Annotated in this window: 23 protein-coding genes; 21 read left to right on the forward strand and 2 right to left on the reverse strand. The window is 46.4% G+C overall.

Annotation, left to right across the window (positions count from 1 at the left end; genetic code table 11):
• Positions 1–17 precede the first annotated feature (17 nt).
• The 11 genes from EJL91_RS12550 to EJL91_RS12600 all read left to right on the forward strand — a co-directional run bounded on the left by EJL91_RS12550 (position 18) and on the right by EJL91_RS12600 (position 11,910).
• Positions 18–998: a DUF3592 domain-containing protein gene (locus EJL91_RS12550; RefSeq protein ID WP_125142323.1), complete on the forward strand. Its 981-nt coding sequence runs from the start codon at positions 18–20 to the stop codon at positions 996–998.
• A 44-nt stretch (positions 999–1,042) separates the two neighbouring features.
• On the forward strand, positions 1,043–1,810 hold the full coding sequence (locus tag EJL91_RS12555; protein ID WP_243125331.1) for a hypothetical protein: 768 nt from the start codon (positions 1,043–1,045) through the stop codon (positions 1,808–1,810).
• Between the two features lie 70 nt (positions 1,811–1,880).
• Positions 1,881–2,633, forward strand: a complete 753-nt coding sequence (locus EJL91_RS12560) for a hypothetical protein (protein ID WP_125142324.1) — start codon at positions 1,881–1,883, stop codon at positions 2,631–2,633.
• A 16-nt stretch (positions 2,634–2,649) separates the two neighbouring features.
• Entirely contained in the window at positions 2,650–2,997 is a 348-nt protein-coding gene (locus tag EJL91_RS12565; RefSeq protein WP_341467000.1) for a YciI family protein, read from the forward strand.
• A gap of 96 nt (positions 2,998–3,093) precedes the next feature.
• Positions 3,094–3,498, forward strand: coding sequence for a hypothetical protein (locus EJL91_RS12570; protein WP_125142325.1), 405 nt, complete (start codon positions 3,094–3,096; stop codon positions 3,496–3,498).
• 278 nt (positions 3,499–3,776) lie between these two features.
• Complete coding sequence (locus EJL91_RS12575; RefSeq protein ID WP_125142326.1) at positions 3,777–4,337, forward strand: YcxB family protein; 561 nt, start codon at positions 3,777–3,779, stop codon at positions 4,335–4,337.
• A complete protein-coding gene (locus tag EJL91_RS12580) occupies positions 4,337–4,984 on the forward strand; it encodes a flavin reductase family protein (protein ID WP_125142327.1) in 648 nt (215 codons plus the stop codon). The genes EJL91_RS12575 and EJL91_RS12580 overlap by 1 nt, the downstream gene beginning before the upstream one ends.
• A gap of 73 nt (positions 4,985–5,057) precedes the next feature.
• Complete coding sequence (locus tag EJL91_RS12585; RefSeq protein WP_125142328.1) at positions 5,058–5,348, forward strand: GGDEF domain-containing protein; 291 nt, start codon at positions 5,058–5,060, stop codon at positions 5,346–5,348.
• Positions 5,349–5,638: 290 nt separating this feature from the next.
• Positions 5,639–7,336: an ATP-binding protein gene (locus tag EJL91_RS12590; RefSeq protein WP_125142329.1), complete on the forward strand. Its 1,698-nt coding sequence runs from the start codon at positions 5,639–5,641 to the stop codon at positions 7,334–7,336.
• Between the two features lie 281 nt (positions 7,337–7,617).
• Positions 7,618–8,970 carry an MATE family efflux transporter gene (locus EJL91_RS12595; protein ID WP_125142330.1) on the forward strand — a complete coding sequence of 451 codons (1,353 nt, stop codon included), beginning with the start codon at positions 7,618–7,620 and terminating at the stop codon, positions 8,968–8,970.
• 324 nt (positions 8,971–9,294) lie between these two features.
• Positions 9,295–11,910 carry a response regulator gene (locus EJL91_RS12600; protein WP_243125332.1) on the forward strand — a complete coding sequence of 872 codons (2,616 nt, stop codon included), beginning with the start codon at positions 9,295–9,297 and terminating at the stop codon, positions 11,908–11,910.
• Between the two features lie 73 nt (positions 11,911–11,983).
• Here the strand turns inward: EJL91_RS12600 and EJL91_RS12605 are convergent, their stop codons facing one another.
• Positions 11,984–13,519: an amidase family protein gene (locus EJL91_RS12605; protein ID WP_125142331.1), complete on the reverse strand. Its 1,536-nt coding sequence runs from the start codon at positions 13,517–13,519 to the stop codon at positions 11,984–11,986.
• A 359-nt stretch (positions 13,520–13,878) separates the two neighbouring features.
• Between EJL91_RS12605 and EJL91_RS12610 the strand changes: the two genes are divergently transcribed.
• The 9 genes from EJL91_RS12610 (at position 13,879) to EJL91_RS12660 (ending at position 20,018) form a co-directional block, all read left to right on the forward strand.
• Positions 13,879–14,166, forward strand: coding sequence for a hypothetical protein (locus tag EJL91_RS12610; RefSeq protein ID WP_164516834.1), 288 nt, complete (start codon positions 13,879–13,881; stop codon positions 14,164–14,166).
• A 104-nt stretch (positions 14,167–14,270) separates the two neighbouring features.
• Complete coding sequence (locus tag EJL91_RS12615) at positions 14,271–15,149, forward strand: LysR family transcriptional regulator (protein ID WP_125142332.1); 879 nt, start codon at positions 14,271–14,273, stop codon at positions 15,147–15,149.
• 163 nt (positions 15,150–15,312) lie between these two features.
• A complete protein-coding gene (locus tag EJL91_RS12620) occupies positions 15,313–15,696 on the forward strand; it encodes a MerR family transcriptional regulator (protein WP_125142333.1) in 384 nt (127 codons plus the stop codon).
• Between the two features lies 1 nt (position 15,697).
• Positions 15,698–16,243 carry a flavin reductase family protein gene (locus tag EJL91_RS12625; protein WP_125142334.1) on the forward strand — a complete coding sequence of 182 codons (546 nt, stop codon included), beginning with the start codon at positions 15,698–15,700 and terminating at the stop codon, positions 16,241–16,243.
• Positions 16,244–16,247: 4 nt separating this feature from the next.
• Positions 16,248–16,979 (forward strand): carboxymuconolactone decarboxylase family protein, encoded by a 732-nt coding sequence (locus EJL91_RS12630; protein ID WP_125142335.1) that lies wholly within the window; start codon positions 16,248–16,250, stop codon positions 16,977–16,979.
• Positions 16,980–17,435: 456 nt separating this feature from the next.
• The gene (locus tag EJL91_RS12640) at positions 17,436–17,831 is read left to right on the forward strand and encodes an iron chaperone (protein ID WP_125142336.1); all 396 of its coding nucleotides are present in this window, start codon (positions 17,436–17,438) and stop codon (positions 17,829–17,831) included.
• Between the two features lie 188 nt (positions 17,832–18,019).
• On the forward strand, positions 18,020–18,721 hold the full coding sequence (locus EJL91_RS12650; RefSeq protein WP_125142337.1) for a class I SAM-dependent methyltransferase: 702 nt from the start codon (positions 18,020–18,022) through the stop codon (positions 18,719–18,721).
• A 404-nt stretch (positions 18,722–19,125) separates the two neighbouring features.
• The gene (locus EJL91_RS12655; protein ID WP_125142338.1) at positions 19,126–19,620 is read left to right on the forward strand and encodes a GNAT family N-acetyltransferase; all 495 of its coding nucleotides are present in this window, start codon (positions 19,126–19,128) and stop codon (positions 19,618–19,620) included.
• Between the two features lie 32 nt (positions 19,621–19,652).
• Positions 19,653–20,018: an ACT domain-containing protein gene (locus EJL91_RS12660; RefSeq protein ID WP_125142339.1), complete on the forward strand. Its 366-nt coding sequence runs from the start codon at positions 19,653–19,655 to the stop codon at positions 20,016–20,018.
• Positions 20,019–20,223: 205 nt separating this feature from the next.
• Here EJL91_RS12660 and EJL91_RS12665 read toward each other — a convergent pair whose 3' ends face one another.
• Complete coding sequence (locus EJL91_RS12665; RefSeq protein WP_125142340.1) at positions 20,224–20,523, reverse strand: YciI family protein; 300 nt, start codon at positions 20,521–20,523, stop codon at positions 20,224–20,226.
• A 557-nt stretch (positions 20,524–21,080) separates the two neighbouring features.
• Between EJL91_RS12665 and EJL91_RS12670 the strand changes: the two genes are divergently transcribed.
• Positions 21,081–25,109 (forward strand): hypothetical protein, encoded by a 4,029-nt coding sequence (locus EJL91_RS12670; RefSeq protein ID WP_164516835.1) that lies wholly within the window; start codon positions 21,081–21,083, stop codon positions 25,107–25,109.
• Positions 25,110–25,123: the final 14 nt, after the last annotated feature.

Here is a 25,123-nt window from a genome sequence, read left to right on the forward strand (position 1 = left end):
GCAGGGGACAGATGCAGATGAATAAAAGATTTTTTGAAAGATATTGGCGGACAGTTGGAATCTTTATCTTATGGCTTTTTTTGGTAGCTTATGTCTTTGGGGTGGCGAAGGAGGCTATCAATTCACTTAACATATCGATCTGCCTGTTTGTTCTCATTGGCATGGAGTATGTATTGGGCTATGGACAGGATAAAAGAGTGATAAGAAGCAACCGGAGAAAAATGGAGTCTGATCGACAGCGGCGGGAAGCCATAGGGGAGGCGGCATGGAACGAATATCAGATTAAAAATAAAAGAATTGCCGAATACAGGAAAAAATTGATGTGGAAAGCGGTTTTTCTGGATTTAATCATGGGAGCTGCCTATATGACAGGGATGGGGCTTGCCTATGGAAAAGACCCCAAATGGCTCAAAGACGCGATTCCGGCGCTTCTTTGGTTTCTCATGTTTTTCCTTGTCTTATCTGCCTGGATCATCAGTTTTCCCAAAAGAATGCGGGAGGGAAAGATATTCATATGGGAAGTGCTTTTTGTAGTTCCTTTCATGGCTTTTCCGTTTTTTCCTCTGATTTCAGATCGGATGGCGTGCGGATTTACTGCTTTTACTGGTGGAATGATATTTTCTCTCTTAGCCATCGGGTATATGCGGCAGACACGCAAAAAAGAGAAGGTATGTACGGTAATGACTACCGCGAAGGTGATTGATAATAGAAAGAGTCCCGTGCGTCTTAAACGGCCCGGTGACATTCCTATCTACGCTTATCAGCCCGTTTTGGAGTATTGTGCAGGAGGGGAGCAAAAACAGGTGGTCTGCGGCGATGGTGAAGCGAATCCCTATCCCTTGGATGAAGTGTATACGATTTATTATAATCCGGAGAAACCTGAGGAATTTCGTTTTGCGGACCGTAGGCCCGCCGCAGAACGGTTGATAGGCCCTGTTTTCCTGGGGATAGGAATTGTTTTACTGGCAGGCGCCGTGGGAATCTGGGTGCTGACTTAAAAAAAGAATATTCGGATTATCGTTTTTGAAAGAAGGAGACAGAATTGAAGAAAATCAAAACTAGATTGATATTGATTGTCGTTGCAGGCAGCCTGGTGTGCCTAAATGGTTGCAGGAGCAAAGAAGTACCAGCAGAGGTTGCTGTAGAAAGTATTACTTCTACAGAAAATATTGCTCCCGTAGAAAGCATTACTTCTACAGAAGGTATTACTCCTACAGGTAAAACGGTGGAGGAGGAGGCACTTACAGCCCCCATCCCGTCCGAGGAAGCGGCAGGCAGCGGCAGCTCAGAGACGGAGAGCGCCGCGCAGGAAGAATCGAAGCTTCCGGCCGCGTTTCCCTTAGACTTCCGATTTAGCAGCGGGGCAGGCGCATGGTATACCGTCATTACACTGAATCAGGATGGCTCGTTTAGCGGTGAATATTGTGATTCTGATATGGGGGACATTGGGGACGGGTATCCTCATGGAAAGGAATATATATGCAATTTCAGCGGACGGTTTGATACCGTCGTGCAGATAGACAGCAATACATACTCCATGACGCTCTTTGAAATCACAACAGAAAAAGAATCCGGAGAGGAATGGATTGAAGATGGCATTCTTCACATAGCATCTGATCCGTATGGTCTTGAGGAGGGCACGGAATACCGTTTGTATCTGCCGGAAACAGAGAAAGAAGGGCTTCCGGAGGACCTCTTCAGTTGGTATCCGGGCTGGAATTTTGCGGATGCAGACGGAAATCTTCCTGACACATTGTCTTGTTTCGGGATTTACAATGTAAAAATGGGATATGGCTTTTTTGCATATTAGGTTTTCGTAACATTGGTATGATAAAACAAAAGTTACCACAGAAACGTATAACAGAAGGAGGAAATGGTAAATGGAAGCTCAGAACAAAGAACTGTATTTAAAACATATGAATGAAGAATATAGAGAAAAGTATTATCCGGAACGATCCGTATTCACGGCCCATAAGAAGACACAGAACGGAGCGAATGCGGTCCTGGGCCTGTTTTTTATAGGACTTTTTTTGGCGGGCAGCCTGGCCGGTTTTGTCTGGTCCATCAACAGGATACTGGAAATCATCAGGGATGCAGAGGAAGATATGCTGGGGGTAGGAATTGGAATTTCTGTCTTTTTCCTTTTGCTGGCTATTGGATTTGGAGCTCTTATCTATGTAATAGTAAAAGGCATGAGAAAAAACGCAGACGACTGGATCCGCATCGTTGCCAAAGCCGGGGGCTTAAGCGAACAGGAAGTGCGGGAATTCGACAGACAGGCGATGGAGCCGGACAGCCTGATTTTAATTCATCTTGGCAAGCTGAAATCCTTTGCGGCCGGACAGAAGGATGGAATTCTGACCAGGGATTATATCTGCCTTTACAACAATAATATGCCCCGTGTGCTGAAGCTTGACCGGCTTACAGAGGCTCATTTAAAGGATAATACATACTATATTAAAGTTGGAAAAACACATAAAAAGGCTCACTATCTGACAATCAATCTGATGAGCAGAGACAATAAGACTGCATGGGCAGAGACGTCCCAGGAATCAGCCAGGGCGCTTCAGGAAGAGCTGGTAAGCCGATGCCCCGGAATCGATACTGCGGGCGGCTCCGTACTGGCGGAATGAGAGTGGGGATAATCACATGAGAGATGAAAATACGGACAGGAGAACGGGGGAAAACGAATTGAGTATAGAAAAATTGATGTACATGGTAATAATCGAGAAGGGCAAGTCTTACGATGAGATGACAATGGAGATAATTTCCAAACATGTTGAGAACATTAAAAGGCTGGACGATCAGGGGAAACTGGAAATCTGCGGCGTGTTTAAAGATTATCCGGGGAAGGCAGGTATGTATATCTTAAAAACAGAAAGCCGTGAGGAAGCAGAAGAACTTTGTAAAATGGAGCCCCTGGTTACAAGCGGATATGCAACCTATCGATTAGTTACCTTGCAGATTGCAAATCGGGCAAATAATTATTTGTTGTAATCATGGCAGTGGTGGCGGAGTGCTGCTTTTGCCCCACGTACCAGCCATGGTCATGACTTTTTTGATAATGGTTTTGAGGTGAAGGAATTTAAACCTATGGATCAGGGCGATGTTCTGGAACCGGACGACAAGATTGGAACGAAACAGGCAGTTGTTTCCTGCACGATAAGTTTAGACGGCGTAAAGATGGGAACGGCATTTTTCAGCCGGACATCGAAATATGGGACTGATGCTGGGAAATGTTCCGTAAAAATCATAACCATACATGCAAATGATGAAAACAAGGACATGGTTTATGTAGAAGGGATTGAAGAAGAGGTGCGACTCTCCGAACTGACGATGGAACGCTTAACGGCTGCATTGGGTCAATATACAGATGCCACAGAGAGCCTAGGCAGCAATGATGTCATGGATTATACGTGGAAGAGGAAACATTATTCGTTGACCGTATCTTTTAATGCAGATGATACATTGTACGGAGTAAAGGTTGCGTATAAGTAAGCAGGCAGTGGGGAGTTCTGTAATGAACTGAAATACGGCAGAGGAGTAATGAATGATATATGGAAATGTAATGAAAAGAACTGCGGGCTTTTCTGGCAGACGGTATAATTACCTTATGAAATTCTGCCGGGAAATGGAAAACTTGCGATGAAATATGAATGGCCATCCGGGAAAGCTTTCCGGGTGGTTTATTTGTACTTTTACAAATAAACAATTGGAAGCGATTCAGTAACCCTGGCAATCCCTTAAAAATCGAAGAAAGGAACGGGAGTCATCATATGGAGCTATTTAAAACAACAGGAGTTCTTGATGAACCGATACTGAGAGAGGTGGCTAAAAGGGGAATTCCGAAATCAGAAAAATGGGCAGCAATTATTTGTTTCACAGGAAGCTTCGCCCTCAGTGCGGCAAGATACCCTGCACTTGCGGCGGTTTTCTTTTCTGTCGGTTTGTTTCTTGTGTTATGGCAGTATGTCCTGTTCCGCTGGATAACAGTAAAAAGGAATCTGCGCGATATGCAGGACTTCAATGGGGTAATGGGCTATCAATATACCACCTGGTTTGATGAAAACGGACTGGCAGTGATAAATCAAACCAACCATGGGGAAGGAAAGTTTAAGTATGCCTATTTAAAACGGATTTTTGAAACAGAACATATTTTAGCTTTACAGACGAAACGCAATCAGTTTGTTCCGATTTTCAAAAACGAGCTGAGCTTGGAAGAATTGGATGAGCTGACGGTATTTTTAAAATCGCGGAACAAAAAAATCAAAATTTGCCGTTTGAAGAAACAAAATAATAAAGGAACAACGGAAAATGAAAAGGAGGAGGTGTTCTAATGAAAATTGAAATGGGGAAAGAGTTTCCACAGTATTTCAAACCCTCATACCCAGAGGAATTTGAACTATTTTCACACTTTGAAACGACAGCAGGCATACCAACTGTCTTATTTGCAATTACGACATGGAAAGAAAACGGAAAGCCAAATGTCTGTTTTCACGCATGGAGTTGTTTTCATGGCGATAAGACAGCTTTTTTTGCTGTCATGGGAAACCTGTATCAGCATACCCATACCTATGCAAATATCCAAAGAGAAAAGTGCTTTTGTATCAATTTTCTTCCCATAAGCTACTACGATAAGCTGATAGATACAATTAACCATAATGACTATGAAACAGATGAATTTTCAGTGGGAAAATTTTCTCTTGTAAACGCCAAAACCATTCATGCCCCCATGATACAGGAAGCATTTGTAAACATAGAGTGTACTTTAAAAGAAACACAGGATTTAAGCGGCGCAGGTATTACCTCAATGATCATCGGACAGATACAGCATATTTCCGTGGAGGAAGAATATGCACAGGGTTATGAAAAACGATATGGAAAGGACGGTTTTATGATGTTAATTCCTGCCCCACAAGACTTGAAAACGGGAGAACCTAATCAATCAGCGATTGCAACGATAAACATTGAAAAATTTGATTGATAAAAAGGAAAATCACAAATGATGAGAACAACGCAGATGGAAGCGGTAAAAAATAAATCGTAAGAGGAATGGGATGAAAAAAAGAAAAAGGCGTCCAGGAATGCTGGAACACGCCGCGTATTATGATGAACTGTGTGGATGCTCCAATCTTCCCAGGTTTAAAATCGATGTTCAGGAGTTTATTAGCAGTCATCCGGATGAAACAGCATTCATGGTTAAATTTGATATCCGGGAATTCAAACTGATTAACCGGATATTGGGTGAGAAAACAGGGGATCAGATTCTGGTTCATATTGCTTCTGTACTGCGTCAGGTAATAAGACCAGGCTTTTTTTGCCGTGCCCATGATGATGAAATCGGTTAAAGCTGGTATCAGGCCGCTGTCAGATATCATTTGAAACGTGTAAAAACGCTGCGGAAGATTCAAAATAAGAAGGAGGCGGTGCTTGATAAAATGCGCCGGCATGGTAAATAGAAAAATCTATTCCACCTTGTCCGATAGACTTTCGAAAGGATGGAGTGAAATGCTTAAAAGCAGAAATACATTTGATCCGCTATCATACAAAAATGAGGAGAATGATATGGCTGTAACAATTACCAAAAAAACTGTTTTACTAATGTCTTTACCCCAGCGCAGAGGAAAGGGGCGATAAAATGGACACGATATTGATACAATCTTTCTCACTTTTGGAGGAATCCGAATCATCCGGTATCCCGGAAACCACCGGCTCTCTGCTGGTGCCTGATCCGGATTCGGAATACGGCTATAAGGCCCGCGAGATGCCGGAATCCTTCGGGACCACTTTGACGGAAGAGGAATTTTCCGAAATAACCAGCTCCTATCAAGCGATCAATAATGTGGCTCTCTCTAATTACCTATCGTTCCTGCTTGCGTTTACAGCAAGTATTTGCCTGGTATATCTGTTGAAACAGTTTCTGAAACCCAGACTGGACCGGTTTAAATGGGCGGCTCATCTCTTCTTGGCGGTACTCTTTTTTACATTATTCAAGTATCGGTGGTGGATTCGGCTGCCGCGGGGCCTTTACTATTTATTCCCTGTTATGGAAGTGATTCTGCTGCTGGCAGTGATTTATCTTGCCTACAGGGGAAAATTCAGCAAAAAGGTATATGCTGCGGTTACATTCGAGGCAGTTTTCGGATTGTGCCAGGCATTATACACCTATGGGCAGTTATTTTTTAAGGAAATTAGCAGTTACCTGGAACTTCCCCCAAACTCGGAGATATTTCGCCTGTACTCTTACGTGAAAGATCCCGCGTCCTCGATCCATGCGTCGGAGACGGTAAACATTTATTTCGATTGGGAGAAGTGCCTGATGCTGTTTCTTGCCTGCGCGGCGCTGGTTCTCTCGGTCAGAAAACTGGCCCGCATGGGGGAGCGTGACACGGAGGGAATTCCCCGGAGCGAACTGTATTTTCTGCTCATGCCATCATTTGCGGCGAATGTTTATTCCATCTTTACGGGAGCGGCCTATTTCCTGGTGTCGAATTCTGTATTCGTCGATTGGGCGACGTGGGACGACCCGCTTCAAAGCATGACGCTATATTTTATGATTCCATTTTTGGCGGTGGCTTCCCTTTTATGTATCCTGTACGCCTATGGGATTTATCAGAAACTTGTCAGCTATGTGGAAGAAAAGCAGCGGGCAGTCATCCTGGAAAACCAGGTGAATCAGATGCAGAGACATATCAAAGAAATTGAGGAACTTTACACGGGTATCCGCTCCATGCGGCACGATATGCAGAATTGTCTCTTTGATATCAAGAGCTTACTGGCGGCGCAGGGAATTGACGTGGAGGAGGAAGACAGCGAACTGGCAGGCTATTTTTCCGGGATTGGCACTGCGTTAAACACATTGAATTATTCCATCCATACAGGCAATCCTGTGACGGACGTGGTGCTCAACGGAAAAGCCAGACGTGCAAAGGACCGGGGGATACAGTTTGACAGTGAATTTCGTTTCCCGAAAGATTTTGGTATCGATGCCTTTGATCTGAGCATCATTCTGAACAATAGTCTGGACAATGCCCTGGAGGCCTGCGAGACGCTGCTTGAGAAGGATTCGGAGGCGAAGGCGTATATAAAGATACGGTCTTACTGTAAAAGCAATATGTTTTTAATGGAACTGGAGAATAGCTGCGATGGCTTGGTAATTGAAGCAGGGAACGGCGCCGCCCTGAGAACCAGAAAAGAAGATACCGTTCAGCATGGACTCGGATACCAGACTATTTTGCGGTGTGCAAAAAAGTATTATGGAGGTGCAGAATATACGTGCAGCGGACCGATGTTCCAACTTACTGTTATGCTGCAAAAGGCTGGCCCTGATGATTGAATATTTTCATGTATCGGTCCGCTGAATGTTACTGTTGACATTTCCATTAGAATATGATAACGTTATCGTTATTCAAAAAGGAGGTGCTAGTTTGTCGGTATTACTGTAAAGCATGAAACGAAGATTTTGCAATAGGAGAACCCTGTTGCTGTTTTTGTCGTGCCTTGCAGGATATGCTGAAAACACACCCTTTTTACAATCGTGTTTGTTTTGGCATAGCTTTGGCTATGCCTTTTTTGATGCTTTCTGCAAGAGCCTATTTGAATATGGAGGAAATTGCAATGAGCAATCAAAAAAACGCGCTTGCCCGGAAATTCACAATATTTTCGCTGCTGCGCTTTGCTATGCCAACGATTATAATGATGGTGTTCATGGGGCTGTATCAGGTCGTTGACGCCATGTTTGTATCCAATTATGTGAATACGGTTGGCCTGTCGGCTATTAATATCGTAACGCCTGTCATCTCATTTTTTTATGGGTTGGGGACCATGTTCGCTACCGGCGGCAGTGCCATCATCGCAAAAAAAATGGGCGAAGGAAAGGATTTGGAGGCCAAGCAAAACTTTACGGCCCTTGTTCTTATCGCGGTTTCAATTGGAATTGCATTCGCACTTTTAAGTACGATTTTCATGGATAACCTTATCTTCGCTTTGGGGGGCAGCGAACAAATTCTGCCGTATGCCCGCGAATATTTGGGCATTCTCATTCTGTTTGCACCAGCTTTACTGCTACAGGTCTTATTTCAAAACCTCTTTGTAACAGCGGGAAAGCCCAATTTGGGCCTTTGGCTGATGGTGGGTGCCGGAGTGGCAAATATTGTACTGGATTATATTTTCATGGTGCTGCTGCATATGGGTATGACCGGAGCCGCTATTGCAACAGGCATCGGGTACAGCATTGCAACCATCGCGGGGATTGTTGTATTTTCAAAACGAAAAGGCACCCTGCATTTTGTAAAGCCGCTCATAAAGCTAAAAGAATGGGGGCAATCCTGCTATAACGGCTCGTCTGAACTGGTGCGGGAACTGGCGCAAGGAATTACTTCGGCCATCTTTAATATTGTTATGATGCGGCTGGCAGGGGAACATGGCGTTGCCGCACTTGCCGTTTTGATATACACTCAGTTTTTGTTTGTAGGAGTCATTGTCGGCTTTTCCATGGGCGTATCCCCTGTTGTGAGTTACCAATATGGGGCCGGAAACAAAGAGGAACTGCGCCGGTTACTGAAACTATGCCTGTTTTGGGTATCGTTCATATCTGTGCTTTTATTCATCGTTTGCCAACTATGCGCAGGAGTAATGACCGGCTTTTTCGTCCCACGGGATTCCGAGGTGTATCGGCTGGCGGCAGGCGGGTTTAAGATTTATGCTTTTGTCTTTCTATTTAATGGATTAGGCATGTTCACATCCGCATTATTCACAGCTCTCTCCAACGGCAAAATATCTGCAATTCTGTCTTTTACCCGGACATTTGCACTGTTTACCGTGTTCTTGCTGGTATTTCCCAACATTTGGGGGATAACGGGTGCGTGGCTGGCTCCAGTAACAGCCGAGTTTCTTTCTATGCTGTTAGCAATCGCATTGCTGGTGAAATATAGATACAAGTATTTTCGGGGCGGCATGGCGACAAATTAGTATTTTCAATAATGTGACAAATCGTATAGAATACCGGGCGCAAAATGCCCGGTATTTTTGTATGCGTATGGGGAAAATGGTATGGCAGATAAGGGGAGTCATCATGCTGGAACATACAGAGAAATATCCATTGTTTTTATTGGGGGGCTATGCTACAATTAAGGCAAATTTTGGTGCATTTTGGTAAAAATGTGTACTAAGAAATAATCATGGGATTTGTTGAAACTTTCAGAAAATAAGATGTTGTTTTGTGAAAAAATTAAACATTAGCCAGCAAACGTCGATACTGACAACGTTTGCCGACGGGAGGAGCGATATTTTTTAATGGGTGAACGAAAAAGAAGCAGGGTGAAAGAGCTTGGATTGGCATTAATTTGTGTAATAGCTGTTGGATTGTCCGCGTTCAGTATTTATTCTACCTATCAGTTGTATCAGACAACATCAATAATTTATAAACATCCCTATACTGTTTCCAATGAATCCCGGGCAATGCGTACCCGTCTATTGGATATGAAGGGATTTTTGCTGAATATTATTGCAGAGTCCTCAGGGGATTTGGATACGGTACAGCAGTTGCTGGAGAAACGGTACGCTATGCAGTACGATGCAATTAAAGTCATTACCAGTCAATATCTGGGGCCAGTGGAAGATACAGCCCAATTATTGGCTGCAATGCAGGATTTGGAAGAAACACAAGCCGAAGCATTACCGCTTATCATTCCTATGAACCGGGAAGATACCACCCAATATGTAGAGGAGTATATATATCCTAAATACGACGCGGTGTATGATGCATTGACTATAATTATAGACTTTGCGGACAGTAAAGTTGAGGGGTTAGAGCACGGAGCAGCGAATACAGCTGTTAAGGCTATTGTATCGGCTGTAATACTCACTGTTTTTTTGCCCGCTTACTTCCTGTTTACCTTTTGGCATGAGCGGAAAAATATTCGGGAGATTCGATACCGTGAGAGCCTTTTCGACGTTCTTTCCGCCAATGTGGATGAGGTATTCCTGATTTTCGATCAGGAGAATAGCGTGTTGGAATATGTCAGCGCTAACTGTCAGCGTGTTTTGGGTATCCCAGGAGACGCGGTTATGGATGATATGCAATTGCTGGCGGGCAGGGTTACGGATGAGGATCAGACGGCCTTTGCGGAATTTATCCGGAAGCCGGATACAAAGGAGAACAATAGCGTTGACATTCAGATGCGTTTTAACAGCGGAGAGACCCGCTGGATCAAGATTCGCAGTTACCCGGTAATGTCGGGGAATAAAATCCTGCGCTATATTGTCACTCTCTTCGATCAGACCGAGGAGATCGTGAAAGAACAGGCGCTCAAAGACGCTCTGGTTAATGCGCAGAACGCCAATGCCGCCAAGCAGAATTTTCTCTCCCGCATGAGCCACGAGATTCGCACCCCCATGAACGCTATTATTGGCATGGCTACCATTGCAGGCGCCTACATAGAAGACCGAAAGAGGGTGGAGGACTGCCTGGAAAAGATTGGATACTCCTCCAAGCATTTGATGACACTTATAAATGATGTGCTCGATATGTCCAAAATAGATGAAGGGAAGATGTTAATCGTCCATGAGGCCTTTAACCTGGAAAGCGTAATGGAATCCATCACGTCAATCTTTTATCCGCAGGCAGTAGATAAAGGTATCCGTTTTTCCATACCATTGATTGATCTTACCGACACAATCCTGATCGGCGACGCCTTGCGCCTGAACCAAATTCTAATCAACCTTCTCTCCAACGCAATCAAATTTACACCGGAGAACGGAACGATCCGCATGGAAATCCGGCAAATCCAAAAGAAAAACAAACATGTCCGCCTGCGCTTTACGGTCAGTGATACCGGTATCGGCATGAGTAAGGAATTTTTAACCCGGATTTTCCGGCCGTTTGAGCAGGAAAGCGCCGCTACGAGCCAGAAATATGGCGGTACCGGTTTGGGAATGTCAATTTGCAAAAACCTGGTTACGCTGATGGGTGGCACTATTTCAGCTGCAAGCACATTGGGGAAAGGAAGTACCTTTACCGTAGAACTGGGCTTTGATACAGAATCGGTAGCAGGAGATGAGCTTTCCCACAATCATCAGGCATTGGATTCACTCAAGGTGCTGGTGGCCGACGATGACCGGGATTCCTGCATACATGCCTCGCTGCTGCTGAAAAATTTGGGAATTCGCTCTCGCTGGGTATTGACCGGGTTAGAGTGTGTGGAAGAGGTTCTGGAGGCCCATAAAACAGGGGAAGAATATGACGTGTGCCTGATTGATTGGAAGATGCCCGACATGAACGGGATTGAAGTCACGCGGCGGGTCCGTGAGTTTGTGGGACCGGACACGACCATCATTATCATTACGGCTTACGACTGGACCGCCATCGAAAAGAGCGCCAGGGAAGCGGGCGCAAACGCATTCCTTTCTAAGCCTATATTTGCTTCATCCCTCTACAACACCCTTCTTACCGTGACTGGCATTGAGCGTACGATGAAAAGAGGGACTACGGACAAAAAAACAAATTCCGTCCTAACCGGCCGCCGCGTGCTGCTGGTGGAGGATAACGCCCTGAACCAGGAGATCGCCGTGGAGCTGCTGAAAATGGCCGGCATGGAGATTGACTGTGCGGGCAACGGGCAAGAGGCCCTGGAGCAATTTTTGGCAAAGGGAGACTCTTACGATCTGATTCTGATGGATGTGCAAATGCCTGTAATGGACGGCTATCAGGCCACCATCGCCATTCGCCAGTCCGGGCATTCCAGGGCAAAGACTATTCCTATTGTCGCCATGACGGCGGACGCGTTCTATGAGGATATTGTAAAAGCGCAGGCGGCCGGTATGAACGACCATTTGGCCAAACCTATTGATCCTGAAAAATTTTACCAAATAATTGAATCGTTTTGTGCTACCCCAGTATCAGGTGATTAAAATTTAGTTCGGCATAAAAGACGTACTGAGCAATCAAGCTAAAACAGAGCGATGCAACAGGGAGTTATCACGCTTATCGAGGAATTACCCTGCCTTTTGCCGCCTGTTCAAAAGCATATCCAATATTAAGCAGTTTTACGTCCTCACCGTCTCGTGCGGCAAAGGTCACTCCCCGCGGGACACCTTTTGCGTCAACGCCGAATGGGATTGTCAGTTGCGGATATCCTGCCGCGGATACCTCTGTGGAACCGGCCGTACCTAAGAAGACAAGCGCATCAAGGCCATTTTCCAGAAACAGCCCTTCCAATGCGGTCTGCGCATTCTCAATCGATGCTTGGATTGGTTCTCTGTCCGGAGTTTCTACTGCCTCGGCCGCTTCCAGGAGGTCCTGTCCATACCGTGCCCGCCGTTTTATGTCTTCCCGGTTAAAAGCGATTAAATCTTCAAGACGGTTCACAGGAAGCCCGTACTGCCGGGCAAACAATTCAAAATCCTGTTTGAATGTCAGTTCAATGATATTCTGTACCTGTACACCTTCACCGCTGATCGAAACCTCTATGACCCGGGCTCCCGATTCCTCTAATCTCTCCTTTAAGGACTGGCGGAGCGTCTCATCATCGTAAGTATAAACCGCAAGGCCGATGACTGCTCCCGCCAAAGACTTTGCGTTTAGTTCTGACTGCATTTCCTGCCCGGAAAGGGCTGAATATGCCAGTGCGGCGTCCTGGACCGTCTTTGCAAGCGGTCCGGGGGTATCCACTTCCTGTATCAGCGGGAATATACCTTCACGGGGTACACTGTCCCGGGACGGTTTAAATCCCACTACTGAATTTGCGGACGCCGGTCCGGCGATAGAACCGGCTGTCTCTGTGCCGATAGAGATAGGCACCAGATTGACGGACACCGCCACGGCGCTGCCGCTGCTGGAGCCGGAAGGGGAAATTTTCAGGGGTGCAAAAGGATTGACGGTCTGGCCCTTTTTACTGCTGTATCCGTTGGGCATAACGCTGGACACAAAATAGGCGAATTCCGCCAGATTGTTTTTGCCCAGAATAACGGCGCCTTGCACCCTTAGGGCGGTCACCAGTTCAGCGTCCTCTTCCGGTATGAAATCCGCAAAGGCCACCGTTCCTACACTGGTGGGTATGCCGGCTGTGTTAATGTTATCCTTCAACATGACTGGGATACCGAAAAGAGAAGGGACATCTCCTTCATAATGTGAACGTTCCCGGTCACGCGCCCGTGCCTGTTCCATAGCGTCCGGGGCAATCTCCATCACAGAGTTGTATCCGTGTTTGCTCTGATCCAAAGCCTTGATTCTTGAGAGGCAGACCGCGGTAATCTCCTCGTATGTCAGCTCTGCCTGATCCACCGCCAGCTGAAGCTGCGCCACGGATTTCTCCACAACAGCGGCTTCCTTATCCGCCATGATACGGCCTATATCCAGGCCTGAGAGCTGGCGGTCTATGGAGTCGGTAAGTTCCCTATTATGATAGGAAATCCATTCTTCGCCCGGTGGGGCGGCACTTTTTATATAGAATAATACTCCGGCTATAATAAGCAGGAACAGCACTGCAATGCCGATGATATAGTTTCTTTTTTTCTGCATAAAACACCTCAATCATGATAGATTCTTTTTTGTATGAAATACCTCTTACATCAAGAATATCGAGATAGCATTCCACAAGGATGGTTATTCTATACTGCCTGCAGATTGCTCAACATGAAATTGATTTAGCCAATTGGAATATCCACGGTAAAAACAGCGCCTCTGCACCGCTTTCATAGGGACGATAAGGTAACAGCGATTGGGAGAGCAGAGAATTTTAAACGATTTGTAACAGCTATGGAAAAGTGACGTCATTTTCCAGACCGTCCATATACAATTATTTTCAGACCAAGGAAGAAATCTTCCTGGCAATTCTGAAAAAGGAATATGAGTTATGGATTGCGGACCTGGAGACAGTGATGAAGGAAAATGAGACGCTTAAGAGCAATGTTTTTGCTGAGAAGGTTGCAGAAAGCCTGGTGGAATTTAAGGTGGCATATGGCAGGTCACTGCAGACCTTTGCCACGCTGCTGGGGAAGTTTTTCCCGGAGATGACGGTGGAGGAACGGCAGAACTTTATTTATCGCTTTTTCCCCTTTATCTATGGGATCTATCCGTATACCTTTGTGACGGATAAGCAAAAGGAGGCCATGAGGCAGCTGACGCTTACGCGGTTTCAAAAGGGGTGCTGCCAATTATTGGCGTGACGCGTTATTAATGAGTAAAACGGTAGTATATTTCAGCGCCAGCGGCGGAAATACAGGCATAGCACAATGTGGATGAAGCGAGAAGGCGAGAAGGGAGTGATGTTATGGAGATTCGACTGCTCAAATACTTTCTGATGACAGCGAGGGAAGAGAATATCACAAGGGCGGCCCAGCTTTTGCATGTCACCCAGCCAACCCTCTCCAGACAGTTAATGCAACTGGAAGAGGAACTGGGAGTGCAGTTGTTTCACAGGAGTAATCACAGCATTGTCCTGACAGAGGACGGCATGCTCTTAAAGCGGAGAGCGCAGGAACTGATCGATCTGGCGGATAAAACGGTACGGGAATTATCACAGAGGGAAGAAATCCTGAACGGGGAAATCGCTGTCGGCTCCGGTGAGCTGCGCAGTATGGGCCTGCTTTCCGAGCTGCTGGCCGGGTTTCACCAGGAGCATCCACAGGTCTGTTATGACATTTACAGTGGAAATGCAGATAATATAAAGGAACGTTTAGAGCAGGGAACCCTGGATCTGGGCCTTCTTCTGGAGCCGGTGGAAATCGCAAGGTATGAATTTCTCCGGATGCCGGTACGGGAAAGCTGGGGCGTTCTGGTCAGGAAGGATTCGGAACTGGCGGGAAAACCATATGTACGCCCGGAAGACCTGATCCGTTTTCCGCTGCTGTTCACCAAGCGGGAGTTGCTGCGCCGTGAATTGTTAAACTGGTTCGGAGACAATTCTGACCAGATGAACATTGTGTCGGCTTACAATCTGATTTACAATGCCGCCATGATGGTTAAAAATGGGATTGGCATTGCGTTGTGCGTGGAACTGGAGAGCAGCTTTGAGAATCTCTGCTTTGTCCCGCTGTCACCCAGTTTAGAATTTTACTCTGTATTAGCCTGGAAGAAAAACAAGGTACATTCTCCGGCGGCAGCTGCGTTCATTTCCTATGCAAAGGAACAGCTGAAAAATATGGTGTAAAAGCAGAAATGCTTAAAATGCATGAAAACAAATGTGATTTAGGTATTAGACGCACAGGCGGCGTTGGATTAAAATAGGAGCATATCCGGACGGATTCAGAGGAATCGGCGGGTATGCTTATATTTTTTGTCTCAGGGTATACCAGGCGGAAAGGAGAATGGAGATGACAATTCATGAAGCAAGTGAGCGTTATCAGATTCCGATAGAGCTTTTACGGGAATATGAAAGCTGGGGATTGTGCGGCGCCGTCAAAAAAGTGATGGGCGACTGGCAGTATGACGATCAGGATCTGGAACGGCTCAGCATGATTATGACGCTTCACGATATTGGGTTTACCAGTGAGGAGGTGGAGACTTATATGCGTCTTCTGCTCTGCAAGGAGTCCACGGAACGGGAACGCTTAACGATGTTGGATAAAAAACGGGTTATGACCCTGGATGAAATCCATTTCCGGGAAAAACAACTGGACCGGATGGATTACCTGCGTCACCAAATCTGGAAATCACAGGAAAAAATAACAAGTAAGGACCTAGAAGGAGGCAGCTGACATGAAGAAAAATATCGGACCTGTATTGAGTTTATACCCCACTCCCCTGGTGGTGATTGGGGCTATGGTAAATGAGAAACCAAACTGGGTGCTTGTAGGGCATCTGGGCATTATGGGGCATAACCGCCTGATGGTGAGTCTGGCAAAGGCTCATTACACCAACCAGGGAATCAAGGCAAACGGCACACTGACCGTAAACATTGTGGATGAGGCCCTGCTCCCAAAAGCAGACCGGTCCGGCTGCGTGAGCGGCGCAAAAGCTGATAAGTCCAGGCTGTTTGAGTATGAGATGGGTGAGGCCGGAGCGCCGGTGATAAAAGCATCTCCGCTGACGATGGAGTGTACGGTAACAGATAACTATGAGACAGAAGGATTTGACAACTTTATCCTGAAAATAGAGAATACTTACGCAGAACCATCTGTGCTCAATGAGAATGGAAAAGTGAATTATCATGTGCTTAAACCGGTGCTTTTTGAGATGCCGACGTATGAATATCTGCGTACTGGTGAGGTGATCGGAAACTGCATGAAGATTGGAAAGGAGTAGGCAGATGAAACAGACAGCAGGAAGAGACGCCCTTGGGACATTTGCTCCCAAGTTTGCAGAGTTAAACGATGATGTATTATTTGGTGAAGTGTGGAGCCGGGAGAGCGGGCTTTCCCATCGTGACCGCAGCCTGATCACAATCACTTCCCTGATGACAAGCGGATTGGTTGATTCTTCATTCAAATACCACCTGGAGACGGCAAAAAAGAATGGAGTTACGAGAACAGAGATTGCGGAGGCACTGACCCACCTGGCATTTTACAGCGGCTGGCCAAAAGCCTGGGCGGCCTTCTGTATGGCGAAAGAGGTCTGGACGGAGGAAGAGGATATGGAAGGAAAGGGCGGAATCTTTCCGATTGGAAAGCCCAATGACGGGTTTGCCCGGTATTTTATCGGACAGAGCTATCTCTGCCAGTTAAACAGCCAGGGTACGCCCATCTTCAATGTGACATTTGAGCCGGGCTGCAGGAATAACTGGCATATCCACCAGGCCAAATCAGGCGGCGGGCAGCTGCTTTTATGCACCAACGGGCGCGGCTGGTATCAGGAGTGGGGCAGCGAAGCGAGAGAGCTCCATGCAGGTGATGTGGTGGAGATTCTGGCCGGAGTGAAGCACTGGCACGGAGCGGCAAAGGACAGCTGGTTCTCCCACCTGGCGGTGGAAGTGGCTGGTGAGGACACGAAAAATGAGTGGTGCGAGGCGGTTGCGGATGAAGAGTACAGCAGACTGCCGTAATATTGGTGTCCGGCAGAAAGCAAACCCTGATTCTCCGTTTTCTGACGTTTGCAGTTGCCGCATATGGTGCCTGGGCATTCTTGAAGAATGACCTGCTATCTTATATGCTTTTACAGAACCTGTTATAAGTCCATTTTTTAAGAATAAAATGGAATAGAACAAATGTTCTGAAATGCTATTGCACTCTTTTCCATGGTCTTGTATAATAGGATCAGAAGCAGGAAGGAGAAGTTTGCGTGATACGGTTGAGGTTTCAAGGTTCAACAGAGCATGACTGAAACAGAGACAGGAGAGAAAGAATACCTGATGATTTACGGTGAATCGGAATAGAGGTATATTTGAAAAATCATAGTAAAGACCGTTACCTGTGTTTTATAATTGTGGGACAGAACGATAAATTCCCATTTATCGGGAAGCTGCAGAGCATAAAATCGGAAGCTGAGGAGGAAATAAAATATGTGGATATGCCCCAAATGTGGAAGAGAGTTTAAAAAAACAAATCAGGGACATTATTGCGGAAAAGCACCTGAAACAGTATTAGAATATATAGATTCGCAACCATCAGAAACACATTCCCATTTAACAGAGATGATGATTTTACTGCAAAATAGTGTTCCATGTATAAATGAACGTATACTATGGAGTATGCCGTATTATGAAAAAGAAGGAAAGTCTATCTCCTTTTCTGCTTGTAAAAAGCATATTAGTTTTTATGTAGGGGAGGAAGCTATTGGAGAATTTGCATCTGAGTTAAATGAATTTGTCACAAAGAAAAATGCAATCTATTTTCCTTATAACAAAGAATTGCCAACAAAACTGATTACAAATATTGTAAAATGGTGTTTTAGCTGATTTGACAAATCATATGCACAAATGGACTAAGATTACAGGAGATGAAAACAATGATTGGAAAAGATGTTCAGATAGGTGTGAGCCTATTAGTGGTATCCGCAACTTTTATGTAGCTGACCCAGAGGGGAATTTGCTTGAAATCGGCAGCACAAAGCAAAAATTGATATAAACATCATACAAGACAAAAAATGAACAGTCAATTGAAATCAATAGCTCAGTCCTATGACAGAGCAATCGAATTAGGAAAAAAAGGTGTTGATTTATATAAAAATTTGCCGGAATATCTGAAAAATGATCCGGATTATAGTAAATTTCAAATGGCAAGAGAGTGTGGGATAGATTCAGACAGCGGACGTATAGAAATCAGATACTTTCTTTCGCCCGCTCAAAAGATGAAATTTGTTGACCTTGGGTGCTGTTTGAATCTTATGTTTAATGGCTATGATCAGTGGCCATCGACTTATTACGGAGTTGACATAAGCGACGAAACAATCAAGCTTCTCAAGCAGTATTCCCAAAAGAACAATCTCAATGTAGGTGCATTACACTGTGGAAGCATACATAAAACACCGTTTGAAGACAACTATTTCGAAATAGGGGCTTGTATAGGGGTACTCGAATATTTTGAAAAAAATTTTGTTATGGAAGCACTTATAGAAGCTCATAGGATCCTGAAGCCTCGCAGTAAATTTGTACTTGATGTTCCTGATAATGCAGGCAAAATGCGCCGTTTTATGAATTTAATTGAAACCTCTATGGGCAGGCCCGATAAATTTGATATATCTATTAAGGAATTTGAAGATATCCTGCTAAATCTTTTTGAAGTGGAAAGGAGAGAGGAAATGGAGGCCGTATCTATGATTCAATATTTTTTAAAGCGCAAAGCATAATCTTTAAAATATTTAATGGATGTGGTAAGTACATATTTACAGGCTGAACGTTTCCGTAAAAGACACCGGAAATGCCATGACGGACGATGAAATTATCGGCTTTTACTGCGGTTTGTAAAGAGAGAGTACCATATCGACATGGAACAGATTAAAGAAGGTCTGCCGCCGCCTAAGATTCGCGCATTGTAAAGAGCGTCAAGTATATGCTCTACTGGGAAATCTTCCTGACGCCTTGTCTTGTCTCGGGATTTACAATGTAAAAATGGGATATGGTTCTTTTGCCTATTAGGTTTTAAGGAGGAGAATACAGTGAGTAGTGGAACGTGTTCTTCTATTAAAATTGTTGTTGATTAAAACAACTCCTGTCTTATCGGCAGAAAAAACAGGAGTTATGAGGAAATCATATGTTAATACGAACGCTAACAAGTGAAGATTATGATGCCGTATGCAAAATTGTTAATGATAATTGGAGAGAAGTCTATGCAGGATATGTAAATCCGGAACTTTTGAATGATTTTGGATGCAGGCAAAGAGAAATTAATATAAAAAAGGATTTTTTATCGAGCCGATTATCTGAATATGTGCTTGAAAACGAAGGTAAAGTTGTGGCGCTATTGTCTTTCGGAAATACCGAAGATGAAGATAAAGCAGGAGCATTTGAAATATGGCGCATTTATATAAGTCAAAACGAGCAGGGAAAAGGATTTGGTGATAAACTCATTTCTTTCGCAGAACAAGAAGCCGAAAGAAATGGCTATAAAGAAATCATTATTTGGGCTTTTAAAGGTAATGTCCGTGCAATATCCTTTTATCTAAAGCATGGTTATATAATGGATAGGGAAAAAGATTTGGGCGCCCCATATATGGCGATCGGTGTAAGAATGACTAAGGATTTATAAATTACAAATCACAGTTTATAGAGGAGATTCATATGGTAATAAAAAGAATAAACCATGATTTTACGGTATGCAAGGTACCTGACTATTCACAGGTTGATATGGAACGTGAATATTGTTTCATCGGAAAAACAGATGAAGAAAAATCCCTGGTGTGCATAACAGAGCATGTACCGGATCATGCTGATGAGCGTGACGATGGCTGGAAAGCCTTCAGAATACAAGGGACTTTGGACTTTTCGCTTATAGGGATATTATCTAAAATATCTACGTTATTGGCAGATAATGAAATTGGAATTTTTGCAATATCAACATATAATACAGACTATATTTTGATTAAAAAAGAAAATTTTGAGAAAGCGCTGACTGTGCTGTCCGGCGCTGGCTATCAAGTAGTCTGAATACAGCGCAAGTGTAATAAATGATATATTAAATGTAATGAAAGGAACTGCGGATCTTTCATGAGAATAGAAGATGCTGCAGGTGTACATAGCAGGAGCCGGACTCGGCGTAGAGTTTTTTTCTCCGCCGCCAGCCTGCGCCCTTCCTCATTGAGCCTATCCATGGTACGCCTGTTATTAATAAAGTGTAGTAAGGCGCATTTTATTACAATAAATAGTTATTCTCCCGATTCGCAACTTGAAAATCAACCAATTTATAAGTTGCATATCCTCCAATAACCAAAGGCTCTGTTTTGCAAAGTTCCTCTGCTTCTTCCCGACTATCTGTTTTTAGAATATACATGCCCGCCATTCCTGGATAACCTTTAAACACGCCGCAGATTTTCAGTTTGCCTTCATCGTCCAGTTTCCTTATGTGTTCAACATGTTCAGTAACTACCTTCTTTGTTAACCTATTATAGGTTTTGCTCTTCTCAATCAACATCATGTACAGTTTTTCTTTCATAGAACAACCTCCTGAATCTTCGTGTAATCTTGCAATAACAGATTTACCAAACCCATTATAACATATAAACCTGTCCTCAGTGCTTTTTGTAACGAATTATATGAGGAGATGTTTTGAAAAGCAGAAAATGTTTTATTCCGAGGTTGTATAATTATTTTAGAGGCGGAATAACTCCATAGAAAAGGATTTCTGCTGGCGATGGATTTTTTAAACACTGCACTCCAATACGGGAGATAGGGGAATATAAATTGGGGGAAAGGTAATTGAAAAAAATTCCACCTTAATTTGTGATTAAACTTAAAAACTGAAAATAACCACTTTTTGTTGATATATTTAAAATATTATGATACTATAACAATATAAATCAGTGAAAAATGCGAATACGTGAAAACGTGTTCGCATTTCGTCGTTTTATGGATTATGAACGAATTTGTTCATCTTGGCGGTAGCATAACGGTTTCCGCAGAGGCATCAAGACGATAGGGAAGCCACAAGTTACCGGTATGATTGCGCAACCTGGATATGAAAAATGGATGCAAAAAATGGAGGGGAAGCGGATGAAGAAAAAATGGAGAAAAGGAATGGCTTTCATGCTGTCGGCGGCGCTGGTGAGCGGCAGCATATGGCCGGGCATGGGGATTACTGCGGGAGCGGCTGTCCAGAGCAGGATGATCGAGGAGTTTGAAGAGCTGCCGGAGGAGACTTTATTTCAGGCGGTTCCATTGGGAACCAAAAAGAGGGAGCTGAAGCTGCCAAACTACCTGAACGCCAAATTGGAGGCGGAGGAGAGCAGTGGCGGGGACGGCGGGGATGGTGAGGACGGCGGGGGCGCCGCGACGCCTTCCCCGGCGGCCGCGACCGGTTCGGAGGCGGACAAAACGGCGGGATGGAGAAGAGTAAAGGTAACCTGGGTTCTGGATGAAGATTTCAGCGAACAGGAAACCTATGACGGTCAGGTTCCCGGCATCTATGTCTTTGAAGCGGAACTCACAAGCGACCGATACGAACTGAGCGGGGCGGAGCTTCCGGTCATCGAGGTGGAGGTTTTAGAGGAAGCCGGAGAAGAGGGGCAGGAGGCCACGCCCTCCGATGCGCCGGAGGAGATACTGGTCACGGACTGGACGTATCTGGACGATGGCAATCTGTCCGACGACGGCAGCCTGACTTTATACGAGAGCGCCTATGGCTTTGATGAGGTGGTTTCCCTGCTCCCAGGCCGGATTCAGGCCGTGGTGGAGGAGGACGGAACCACGAAAACACTTTTGCTGACCTGGGACTCCCCGGATTACCGGGAGAGGCAGGAGAGACGGGAGGAAGCAGAAGAGCAGGAAGAATCAGGAGCGCAGATAGAAACAGGAGCGCAGGCAGAATCAGAAGATCAGACGGACGGCTCCTACCGGTTCAGATGGGAGCTGCCGGAGGGATATGTCCTGTCGGAGGAGGCGAAGGAACCGGAACTTACGGTAATCCGGAACACCGGGGAGCTGTCCTTAGAGGAACAGGCGGAGCGGATGGAGCGGCAGATGACAAGGCAGAGCGATTCCAACCGCAGTCTTTTCGCAATGGATCGGACGAACCGGGCAAACCAGGCGAACCGGACGAACCGGGCGGACAGCTTCCGGTTCACCGTCGGCAGCGAGGCGGTGCTGCGGGAACTGGAGGAGAAGGTGGCAAGCGGGGAGACGTGGGCGGACGGCCTCTTCACCTACGCGGAGAGCAGCTATGTGCTGACCGGCGATATCCGGCTGACAGAGGACTGGACACCCATTGGGACGGAGGAAAAGCCTTTCACCGGAACCTTTGACGGAGGCGGATACGTGATTTACGACATGACAATTGATGATCCTGCTCTGGAATCCTGCGGCCTGTTCGGGTACGTGAAGAGCGGAACCGTGGAAAACCTGGGCGTGCGGGATGCGGACATTCTGGGAAATAAGAATCTCGGAAATGCCGGAGTGGTGGCGGGAGTCTTATACGGGGGAACCGTAAACCGCTGCTACAGCACGGGGAATGTGGAGGCAAACGCGGCGGGAGGAATGGTAGGCAAGGCCGAGGAGGGCAGTTCTGTAACAAATAGTTATAGCACAGGAAAGGTATCGGCAGTCGTTGCGGGGGGAATTGCGGGGAGATTTTTAAATTCTGTCATGGAGCATTGTTACAGCACCGGAAATATAACCGTGCTTACATCTGCCACAGGCTATGACACAAGCAGGGGTGGAGGTCTTATTGGCCTTCTGATGGTTGAGAAAGAGAAAAGTCTGACATTTACAGACAGCGCGGCATTCAATCCCTCCGTAAATAGGAAAGCTGCCCTTGGGGGAAGCACGGAAACCGATGGAAGGGTGTACGAAAATGTTATGTTTTTGAATGGGGCGGATATGAGCAGCTTCACAGTTCAGAATCTTTATGCTTTTTCCGGTATGAAGCGTGGGGATGGGAGCTTCGGAGCTGTGGGAGCAGATACAAGAAACGGTGCAGACATCCGATATGATGCCGCCAACGGAACCTTTTCACCATCTCTGGAGACCCTGTTCGACGATTCGGACGTCTGGGACATCGCGGACGGGAAACTTCCGACGCTGAAAGATATCGGCGGGCAGGACGGGGAGATCCCGGACTGGCTGCTGGATGAAAATGCCGCCGACCTCTATATCGGCAGCGCCGAGGATCTGGCCGCATTCCGGGACTGGGTGAACGGCGTGGACAGGAGTCCGTACGATTCTAAGGGCAAAACCGTGCGGCTGACCGCGGATATCACGCTTTCCGGCAGAACGGACTGGACGCCCATAGGGGAGTATGCGACGCCATTTTCCGGAACCTTTGACGGAGGCGGCCATTTCATCCGCAATCTTAAGATAAACGATAGAAGCCGGGATTATCTGGGGCTGTTCGGATGGGTTGATAAAGGAACCATTCGGAATCTGGGTTTGGAGAATGTGCAGATCAGCGGCAAGAATTACATCGGAGGGATTGCCGCATACTTAGATAAGGGTTCATCCGTTTTAAACTGTTACAGTATAGGGAATGTGACGGGAAACGCCTACGTCGGAGGACTTGTCGGCAATGTACAGGGCAAATCTTTGGACGAGGAGGACAGCCGGAAATCAATCATAAATAACTGCTGGTACGCGGGTAATGTGGAAGCCGGAGTAGAGAAGGCAGGAGGCATCGCAGGAAGGATTTCTGCCGGCTGCGAAATAGAGCACAACTATAGCACCGGAACCACGGCTGCGGAGGTTCAGAGCGGAGGACTGATTGGAACTGTAGCGGATTATATTACGGTCGATAGCTATACCGGTCTTGTGAGATACAATGCGGCACTGATGAGAACCGTGGACGGCCAGAGCGAGATAGGAAGGATTTACGGCTGGTTGGCGAGCGCGTCCGCGGGCAGCGGCTGGAAAGAAAATTACGCGTGGTCAGGCATGACGGTGGGAGGAGCGGTGATACCGGGGAATGACGGAACCGGGAAGGACGGCAAAAGCGGCGCGGCAGGCGATATCGTCATGAACAGAGAGCTGTTCCCGTATTCGGATTGGATTCTCCGGGAGGGCTATTACCCAATTCAAAAGCAGTTTGGCGAGGGAGCGCAGTTTCCGCTGGATGCATGGCTGAGCGGCCAGGCGGACTCCGCGTTTGAAATGGCCCTGTCCCCGGCCGCCTATCGCTTCCCGGATGCCGAAGCCGGCTACGGGGCGCAGACGGCGGCAGCGTTCACGGTGAAGAATACAGGCAAAGTAAAAATCGACGGACTGGCGGTGAGCCTCATAAACCCGTGGACGGATGGCGGCACGGGGGCAGCCGGTACGGCCGAGCCATACTTTGTCCTTTCAGGGGCGGGATTGCCGGCGGACATAGCCTACGGGGAGACCGCGGCTTTCACCGTCACTCCGGCGGCAGGGCTGCCTGAGGGGAACTACCGTGTCACAGTCTTAGTCACCGGGAATCATGGGCTGAAGGCGGAGGCAGAGGTAGAGTTTACGGTGAAGCCGAAAACAGAGCCGGCTCCGGACCCGTCCCCAACTCCTCAGCCTCAGCCGAAACCGAAGAGAGATTCGGACAGGGGGATTACCGCTGTGAAACCGCCGGTTTATACTTACTTAGACGGCAATGTGCCGTCCTCGCAGGGAGACGGAGTATGGGAGAAGCAGCCGGGCGGCATCTGGAAGTTTTATAAGACCGGAAACGGTGGCGGGAGATATGCGGTAAAGGAATGGCTGTATATTGACGGCTTCTGGTATTTATTCGATGACGGCGGCCGGATGATCGTTGGCTGGGCGTGCGTGAACGGAGTCTGGTATTACCTGAGCACCGCAGAGTATGCGGCGGCGAACGCCGGCACGTCAGGCGAAGGCACCTATACGGCGGATGCAAACGCCGGTACAGCCGGAACATCCGCAGCGTCCGGCCTTAAGGAAGGCGCCATGGTCACCGGCTGGTTCCACGACCCGTTTACCGGGCAGTGGTTCTGGCTGGATGAAAGCGGCGCCATGGCGGCAGGCTGGCGGGAGATTGACGGAATACGGTACTATTTTAACCTGGAGAGTGACGGTAGCAGAGGGGCGCTTAAGGAGGAAGAAACGTGACGGACATCTGGCGA

This window comes from Clostridium transplantifaecale, from assembly GCF_900626075.1.
Taxonomy (GTDB): domain Bacteria; phylum Bacillota; class Clostridia; order Lachnospirales; family Lachnospiraceae; genus Otoolea; species Otoolea transplantifaecalis.

What these genes read in the sequence shown, in the direction of transcription:
- EJL91_RS12575 (WP_125142326.1), top strand. Translation starts at nt 3,777, where the DNA reads ATGGAGCTATTTAAAACAACAGGAGTTCTTGATGAACCGATACTGAGA.
- EJL91_RS12565 (WP_341467000.1), top strand. Translation starts at nt 2,650, where the DNA reads ATGAGAGATGAAAATACGGACAGGAGAACGGGGGAAAACGAATTGAGT.
- EJL91_RS12620 (WP_125142333.1), top strand. Translation starts at nt 15,313, where the DNA reads ATGACAATTCATGAAGCAAGTGAGCGTTATCAGATTCCGATAGAGCTT.
- EJL91_RS12560 (WP_125142324.1), top strand. Translation starts at nt 1,881, where the DNA reads ATGGAAGCTCAGAACAAAGAACTGTATTTAAAACATATGAATGAAGAA.
- EJL91_RS12585 (WP_125142328.1), top strand. Translation starts at nt 5,058, where the DNA reads ATGAAAAAAAGAAAAAGGCGTCCAGGAATGCTGGAACACGCCGCGTAT.
- EJL91_RS12600 (WP_243125332.1), top strand. Translation starts at nt 9,295, where the DNA reads ATGGGTGAACGAAAAAGAAGCAGGGTGAAAGAGCTTGGATTGGCATTA.
- EJL91_RS12665 (WP_125142340.1), bottom strand. Translation starts at nt 20,523, where the DNA reads ATGAAAGAAAAACTGTACATGATGTTGATTGAGAAGAGCAAAACCTAT.
- EJL91_RS12640 (WP_125142336.1), top strand. Translation starts at nt 17,436, where the DNA reads ATGTGGATATGCCCCAAATGTGGAAGAGAGTTTAAAAAAACAAATCAG.
- EJL91_RS12550 (WP_125142323.1), top strand. Translation starts at nt 18, where the DNA reads ATGAATAAAAGATTTTTTGAAAGATATTGGCGGACAGTTGGAATCTTT.
- EJL91_RS12580 (WP_125142327.1), top strand. Translation starts at nt 4,337, where the DNA reads ATGAAAATTGAAATGGGGAAAGAGTTTCCACAGTATTTCAAACCCTCA.
- EJL91_RS12590 (WP_125142329.1), top strand. Translation starts at nt 5,639, where the DNA reads ATGGACACGATATTGATACAATCTTTCTCACTTTTGGAGGAATCCGAA.
- EJL91_RS12625 (WP_125142334.1), top strand. Translation starts at nt 15,698, where the DNA reads ATGAAGAAAAATATCGGACCTGTATTGAGTTTATACCCCACTCCCCTG.
- EJL91_RS12630 (WP_125142335.1), top strand. Translation starts at nt 16,248, where the DNA reads ATGAAACAGACAGCAGGAAGAGACGCCCTTGGGACATTTGCTCCCAAG.
- EJL91_RS12650 (WP_125142337.1), top strand. Translation starts at nt 18,020, where the DNA reads ATGAACAGTCAATTGAAATCAATAGCTCAGTCCTATGACAGAGCAATC.
- EJL91_RS12570 (WP_125142325.1), top strand. Translation starts at nt 3,094, where the DNA reads ATGGATCAGGGCGATGTTCTGGAACCGGACGACAAGATTGGAACGAAA.
- EJL91_RS12615 (WP_125142332.1), top strand. Translation starts at nt 14,271, where the DNA reads ATGGAGATTCGACTGCTCAAATACTTTCTGATGACAGCGAGGGAAGAG.
- EJL91_RS12670 (WP_164516835.1), top strand. Translation starts at nt 21,081, where the DNA reads ATGAAGAAAAAATGGAGAAAAGGAATGGCTTTCATGCTGTCGGCGGCG.
- EJL91_RS12655 (WP_125142338.1), top strand. Translation starts at nt 19,126, where the DNA reads ATGTTAATACGAACGCTAACAAGTGAAGATTATGATGCCGTATGCAAA.
- EJL91_RS12595 (WP_125142330.1), top strand. Translation starts at nt 7,618, where the DNA reads ATGAGCAATCAAAAAAACGCGCTTGCCCGGAAATTCACAATATTTTCG.
- EJL91_RS12610 (WP_164516834.1), top strand. Translation starts at nt 13,879, where the DNA reads ATGAAGGAAAATGAGACGCTTAAGAGCAATGTTTTTGCTGAGAAGGTT.
- EJL91_RS12605 (WP_125142331.1), bottom strand. Translation starts at nt 13,519, where the DNA reads ATGCAGAAAAAAAGAAACTATATCATCGGCATTGCAGTGCTGTTCCTG.
- EJL91_RS12660 (WP_125142339.1), top strand. Translation starts at nt 19,653, where the DNA reads ATGGTAATAAAAAGAATAAACCATGATTTTACGGTATGCAAGGTACCT.